The following is a 6292-nucleotide window of genomic DNA, read 5'->3' on the forward strand; positions in this document are numbered from 1 at the left end:
TATGCGGCTGCTGCAGAAGCGACGAGCTTTCCCGCGCATCCTGGGGTCTGAGCGAGCGTTCCTCGCCGACACCCTGCGCGCCGAGACCACCGGGGGGCTGGTCCTCGTCGGCGCCGCTGTCATCGCGTTGGTCTGGGCGAACTCGCCCTGGCAGGACTCCTACCACCATCTTCGTGACGCGCAACTCGGTCCGCTGACCGTCGAAGGGTGGGCAACCGACGGTGCCCTGACGCTCTTCTTCTACCTGGCCGGCGTCGAGCTCAAACGAGAGCTCGTGGTCGGCACGCTGTCCCGAATCCGCGAGGCGGTCGTGCCGGTGGCCGCGGCGATCTGCGGCATGGTGATGCCGGCCCTGATCTATGCGGCGATCAACCTGACCGTTGCCGACGGCAAGCCTCACGGCTGGGCGGTGCCGACGGCAACTGACATCGCCTTCGCGCTGGCCGTGCTGGCGATCGTCGGATCTTCGTTGCCCAGCGCACTCAGAGCGTTCCTGCTCACGTTGGCCGTGGTCGACGACTTCGGCGCGATCCTGGTGATCGCCGCCTTCTTCTCGCACGGCATCAACCTGCTGTACCTCCTCGCAGCGCTAGCGTTCATCGCTGTCTTCTACATCTTGCAGCGCCGCCGGGTCCGTACTCCGCTCCTGTACATCCCGGTGGTGCTCGGCGCGTGGTGGTTCATGCACGAGTCCGGCATCCACGCGACGATCGCGGGGGTGGCGCTCGGGCTGGTTACGCGGGTCCTGCCCGACCGGGACGAGAAGAAGTCCCCGGCCGAGCGGGTGGAACATCACCTGCGGCCATGGTCCGCGGGCGTCGCCGTACCGGTGTTCGCGCTGTTCGCGGCCGGGGTCACGCTCAGCGGAGCTGCTTTGCGTGAGATGCTCACGGACCCGGTCGCCATCGGAGTGGTCGCCGGGCTGATGGCCGGGAAGGTCATCGGGGTGTTCGGCGGGTCGTGGCTGACGGCGCGGTTCACCCGGGCCGAGCTGAACTCGGATCTGGCCTGGCGGGATGTCGGCGCTGTCTCGGTGCTCGCCGGGATCGGGTTCACAGTGGCGTTGCTGATCGCGCAGCTCGCCTTCGCTGACGATCTGGCGCAGATCGAGCGGGCGAAGGCCGCCGTTCTGGTCGCGTCGTTGCTGTCCGCCCTGATCGCCGCCGTCCTGCTGTTCCATCGCAACCGCGCGTACGCCGACGACTGACGGCGGGGTACAGGCTAGGGTCGGGGCACGGACCCGTGGAAGGAGTGCCATGTCGATGGGACAGAACGAGGATGAGCCCACGGTCGGGCAGCTCGTCGCCAATGCCAGCCGGGATCTGTCCGCCCTGGTCCGCAGCGAACTGGAGCTGGCCAAGACCGAGCTGAAGAAGACCGCCGTCGCGGCCGGGACCGGCGCGGGACTGTTCGGTGGTGCCGCTTTCCTGGCCCTGCTGGCGATCATCCTGCTGTCCATCGCCGCGGCGTACGGGGTGAACGCGCTCGGGCTGCACCCGGCGCTGGCCTTTCTGATCGTTGCCGTGCTCTACCTTCTGATCGCGGCCGCGCTGGTGCTGGTCGGCAAGCGGATGCTCGGCAAGGCGAAGGGTCCGCAGCGCGCGATCAAGACCTCGAAGGAATCAGTCGAGGCGCTCAAGTCGATCGGGAAGGGCGACTGAGCTCTGAGTCCCGCCGGCGTCTCCGACCTGCTCGTCGACGGCCCCTGGTCCCATTCACTGGTAGCGGCCAACGGCGCCCGGTTCCACGTCGCCGAGTGCGGCTCGGCTGACGATCCTCTTGTCCTGTTCCTGCACGGCTTTCCCGAGTTCTGGTGGGCTTGGCGGCATCAACTGCCGGTAGTGGCCGCTGCGGGCTATCGCGCTGTCGCGATGGACCTACGTGGGTACGGCGCCAGCGACAAGACGCCGCGCGGGTATGACCCCTTCACCGTCGCCGCGGACGTGTCGGGCGTGGTCAGATCTCTAGGTGCCACCGACGCGGTCATCGTGGGACACGGCTGGGGCGGCTTCGTCGCATGGTCGACTGCGGTGCTCGCCCCGAAACAGGTGCGCGCGGTTGGGGCAGTGTCGGCTCCACACCCGCTCATGCTGATGCGTACGGCGCAGCCGCGTGCTGTTGCTCAGGTGGGATGGTTCCAGCTGCCGATCCTGCCTGAGCGACGATTGCTCGCGCACGACGGCATCCACATCGAGCGACTGCTGCGAGACTGGTCCGCTCCCGGCGGAAGCTTCCCCGACGCCGAGGCCTCACGTAGGTATCGCGCGGCGCTGCAGGTCTGGCCTGCGCCGCACTGCGCGTTGGAGTACCACCGGTGGTTCGTGCGGTCTCGCTTGCGCGCGGACGGCCGCCGGTACTCCGCCCGCATGCGCACCCCGGTCGCAGTACCGGTCCTGCAGGTGCATGGCGCGTTGGATGGCGCTGTGAACGCGGCAAGCACGGCGACCACGCCGCCCGGGCTGATCACCGGCGAGTTGCGTCACGCAGTACTGACTAAGGCCGGGCATTTCCCGCACGAGGAACTACCTGAGCAGTTCAACAAGCTGCTGCTCGACTGGCTGGCTGGCCTTGAGCCGTAAGCACTAGGAGACCGGGGTCAGGTGCAGCTGCGGGTGGAGACCTCCTGGGTGCTCCTGGTGCCGGCGGCGGCGTCGGCCGCGACTTGTTCGGCGGTGAGGACGTAGCCGGTGCGGTTGTCTTCCACCGAGGCTGCGAAGACCACGCCGTACACCGTGCCGTTCGAGGAGATCAGCGGGCCGCCGGAGTTGCCCGGACGCACGGACGCCCAGATGGAGAAGGCTTGGCGAGTGACGGTCCTGTCGCCGTAGATGTCCGGGCCGCGCAGCCGCTCCTCGGAACGGATCCGGGCCGGCTCGGAGTTGAACGGGCCGTTCTCCGGGTAACCCAGCACCACGGCCGGCGCGTCGGCCTTGCCGCTCTCGTCGAACGGCAGCGGCTTGATGTCGAGGTTGGGGACGTAGAGTACGGCGATGTCGACGCTGGGGTCGAACAGCACCACGGTCGCGTCATACGCCTTCTTGTTGATCTCGACCTTCGGCGAGCTGACACCCGCGACCACGTGCGCGTTGGTCATCACGCGCTGCGGAGCGTAGACGAAGCCGGACCCTTCCAGGCCGCGCGAGCAGTTGGCGACGCCAGTGACCTTCGCGATCCGGGTGTAGGCCCCCCTGACCGCCGCCAGGCGGGCGATGCCGGCATCCGGCGGCTGGGTGTCGCGGATCCGCTCCGGCACGAACGGGTCGAGGAACCGCGGGAACAGGTCGGTGTTGACCACGTCGTTGAACGCCTGCAGCGCCCGGTCGGCACCACCCGGCAACGCCTGGTCGACCTTCGCCAGCACCTGGGAACCGCGCACAGCCGAGGTCACGCTGGGGATCCGGGCGCCGCTGACCGCGACCCCGAGCACCCATGCCACGACCAGGACGGACACCGCCGCCAGGGCGGCACCACCGAGCGCGTCGACCGCCTTCACCGGCTTCCAGGCGATCTTGTTGCGCAGTTTGGAGCCGAGCAGCGCCCCGACGGTCCGCCCGATCGAAGCGAGCAGCACCACCAGCACCAGTGCCGCGAAGGACACCTCGACGCTCGGCGAGAAGTTGTCCAGCACCCGCGGTACGCCGTACACGCCTACTGCTGCCCCCGCGAGCAACCCGATGGTGGCGCAGGCGCCGAGCACGAACCCCTCGACATACCCGGAGATCGCCACCAGCACGGTCACCACCAGCAGCGCCCAATCGAGACCGCTCACTCCACACCCTCTCCATGCCCCAGGTCGTGCTCGATGGCGGTCATCCGCCGCACGTCCTCCGACCGTTGCCCCTCGTTCCGCCAGGCCGCCTCGACCAGCCGGTCGGGCAACGGTACGACGTTGGCCGGGTCCCAGTCCCGCGTCCAGCCGCCGAGTTTGAGCATTTTGTCCAGCAGCCCGGCCGTGAAGCCCCAGACGAAGAGGTCGTCGATCAGGAACGCGGGGCCGGTGAAACCGGACGGATGACGGCAGCTGACCCGGTTCGCCGGGTCGGTCAGCGCGGCCACGGACACCCTGTGCACCGAAGCGACCTCGGCGGCATCGACCACCGCGACCGGCGACGGCTCCCGCCACCAGCCGAGCACCGGCGACACGCCGAAGTTGCTCACCGGCACCCAGAGCGACGGCCAGACCGCGAAGACGTCGACGCCGCTCGGATCCAGACCGGTCTCCTCCTCGGCCTCCCGCAGCGCGGTCTTCACCAGGCCTTCGACACCCGTGCCGTCCTCCTCGTCGGACCGCCCGCCGGGGAACGCCATCTGCCCGGCATGCGACCGCAGAGTCCACGCCCGCTCGGTCAGCAACACATCCGGACCGTTGCCCTCGGCCTCGTCGCCGACCTCATCGTTGCCATCGGCAAGCAGAATCAGTACTGCGGACTGCCGCACGCTCGGGTCGTCCGGCGGGAGGAAGCGGGACAGCTCCAAGGGATCGACCCGCTCGGAGGCGGTCGCCAACGGGCGCAACCAGTCGGGCAGCTCCACGTCGAACGTCGTACTGGTCCTCACCAGCTCACCCCCAGCTTGTCCTTGACCAGCTGGTCCAGCTCCTGCTGCGACTTGAACGGCCCGCGGTGAACATACGTCACTGCGCCATCCTTGCCGACGAACACGGTGAGCGGTGGTCCGCCGATCTTCAACGGCAGCTTGAGCTGCTTGTCCGAGTCGATCAGGTGCGGGTAGTTCAACTGGTGGTCGACCGCGAACGACACCGCCAGCTCGGCCCGCGGATCGTCATAGTCGATCCCCAGCAACTGGACCTTGTCGCCGGCCTTCTGCTGCAACGCCGCCAGGTATGGCGCTTCTGCGCGGCAGGGTGGACACCACTGGGCCCAGACGTTCACCAGCATGGGGCCCCGGAGATCGGCCAGGCGGATGTCCGGGCCGCTGCCGAGGCAGGGCAGGCTCACGTCCGGCAGGGCATTGGCGACGGGCGGTCTGGACTGCGTGCTCGGGCAGGCCTTCAGCTTGTCGGCGCCCGCAACCGTGCGACTCTGGCTGCTGGTGCTCGTCCCCGCCTCCGGCGTGCCGGCTTGGTCCGGCCCGCAAGCCGCCAGCAGACCAAGCACGGCCACCACCGCCGGCGCAGTATGGAGGAACCGGAGCGGGGAGAGGTTCACGCGGGGACCTTGACCAGCTTTGCGGCGAGGTCGGGGTCGGTCGGGCCCTCGCCGTACGAGGGGCACCACTGGGCGATCGGGCAGGCGCCGCAGGCGGGCTTCTTGGCGTGGCAGCGGCGCCGGCCGTGGAAGATCAGCCGGTGCGACAGCATGGTCCAGTCCTTCTTCGGGAAGAGGGCGCCGATGATGTGCTCGACCTTCACCGGGTCCGTCTCCTCGGTCCAGCCGAACCGGCGGACCAGCCGCCCGAAGTGCGTGTCGACCGTTATGCCGGGGATCCCGAAGGCGTTGCCGAGCACCACATTCGCCGTCTTCCGGCCCGTCCCGGGCAGCTTGACGAGCTCCTCCAGCTTGTTCGGGACCACACCGTCGTACTCGTCGACCAGGGCCTGACCGAGCTTCATCAGGCTGTTCGTCTTGGCTCGGAAGAAGCCGGTCGGCTTGAGGATCGCCTCCAGCTCCTCGCGGTCCGCCTCCGCATACGCCTTCGCGTCCGGGTATTTCGCGAACAGGGTCGGGGTGACCTTGTTGACCAGCACGTCGGTGGTCTGGGCCGACAGGATGGTCGCGACCAGGAGCTCGAGCGGGGTGGTGAAGTCCAGCTCGCAGTGAGCATCCGGATACGTCTCGGTGAGCACCTTGTGCATCTTCCGGGCGCGCCGGACCAGCTGCGTCGGCGTCTCGGCGGCGAAGACGGGGGCTTTGCGGGGCAGTTTCAGGGGTGCGGGGGCCGGGGCCGCGACACGCTGGGTGGGCATGAGGGCCAGCCTACGTGGCGGTGCCGACACCCGAGGGGCTACGGTTTTGGGGCAACCGGCCGTGTTCGGTCCGGTGCCGGGCGGGCTGGTAGCCCGTCCGAAGCTACGTGGTCACAGGTCCAAGGAGGCCCATTCGTGGACGCCGCAGTGCTCCGACAGGCACCGCTGTTCAGCCAGCTCGACGACGAGGCAGCCGACGCGCTGGCCGCATCGATGACCGAGAGCAGGCTGCGCCGCGGCCAGGTGCTGTTCCACGAAGGCGACTCCGGTGACCGGCTGTTCGTCGTTGTCGAGGGCAAGGTCAAGCTCGGCCGCACCTCCGCCGACGGCCGGGAGAACCTGATCGCCGTGCTCGGCCCCGGGCAG

General features: G+C 68.9%; 8 protein-coding genes. 4 read left to right on the top strand and 4 right to left on the bottom strand.

Annotated features, from left to right (window positions below):
• Position 1 precedes the first annotated feature (1 nt).
• The 3 genes from nhaA to ABD210_RS24515 are packed head-to-tail and all read left to right on the top strand — an operon-like array spanning position 2 to position 2579.
• Positions 2–1207, top strand: a complete 1206-nt coding sequence (gene nhaA / locus ABD210_RS24505; RefSeq protein ID WP_344114431.1) for a Na+/H+ antiporter NhaA — start codon at positions 2–4, stop codon at positions 1205–1207.
• 55 nt (positions 1208–1262) lie between these two features.
• Entirely contained in the window at positions 1263–1661 is a 399-nt protein-coding gene (locus tag ABD210_RS24510) for a phage holin family protein (protein WP_344114432.1), read from the top strand.
• Positions 1662–1718: 57 nt separating this feature from the next.
• Positions 1719–2579: an alpha/beta fold hydrolase gene (locus ABD210_RS24515; RefSeq protein WP_344114489.1), complete on the top strand. Its 861-nt coding sequence runs from the start codon at positions 1719–1721 to the stop codon at positions 2577–2579.
• 17 nt (positions 2580–2596) lie between these two features.
• Here ABD210_RS24515 and ABD210_RS24520 read toward each other — a convergent pair whose 3' ends face one another.
• From ABD210_RS24520 to nth, 4 genes are read right to left on the bottom strand one after another with little or no spacing between them, the layout of a single operon-like run.
• Positions 2597–3769: a MarP family serine protease gene (locus ABD210_RS24520; RefSeq protein WP_344114433.1), complete on the bottom strand. Its 1173-nt coding sequence runs from the start codon at positions 3767–3769 to the stop codon at positions 2597–2599.
• Entirely contained in the window at positions 3766–4557 is a 792-nt protein-coding gene (locus ABD210_RS24525) for an NUDIX hydrolase (protein WP_344114434.1), read from the bottom strand. Before ABD210_RS24525 ends, ABD210_RS24520 begins: the two co-directional genes overlap by 4 nt.
• Positions 4554–5168 (bottom strand): TlpA family protein disulfide reductase, encoded by a 615-nt coding sequence (locus ABD210_RS24530; RefSeq protein WP_344114435.1) that lies wholly within the window; start codon positions 5166–5168, stop codon positions 4554–4556. Before ABD210_RS24530 ends, ABD210_RS24525 begins: the two co-directional genes overlap by 4 nt.
• The gene (gene nth / locus ABD210_RS24535; protein WP_344114436.1) at positions 5165–5926 is read right to left on the bottom strand and encodes an endonuclease III; all 762 of its coding nucleotides are present in this window, start codon (positions 5924–5926) and stop codon (positions 5165–5167) included. The genes ABD210_RS24530 and nth overlap by 4 nt, the downstream gene beginning before the upstream one ends.
• A 135-nt stretch (positions 5927–6061) precedes the next feature.
• Here nth and ABD210_RS24540 point away from each other — a divergent pair.
• A partial coding sequence (locus ABD210_RS24540) for a cyclic nucleotide-binding domain-containing protein (protein WP_344114437.1) occupies positions 6062–6292 on the top strand: 231 nt, incomplete at its 3' end.

Source organism: Kribbella alba, from assembly GCF_039529635.1.
GTDB lineage: Bacteria > Actinomycetota > Actinomycetes > Propionibacteriales > Kribbellaceae > Kribbella > Kribbella alba.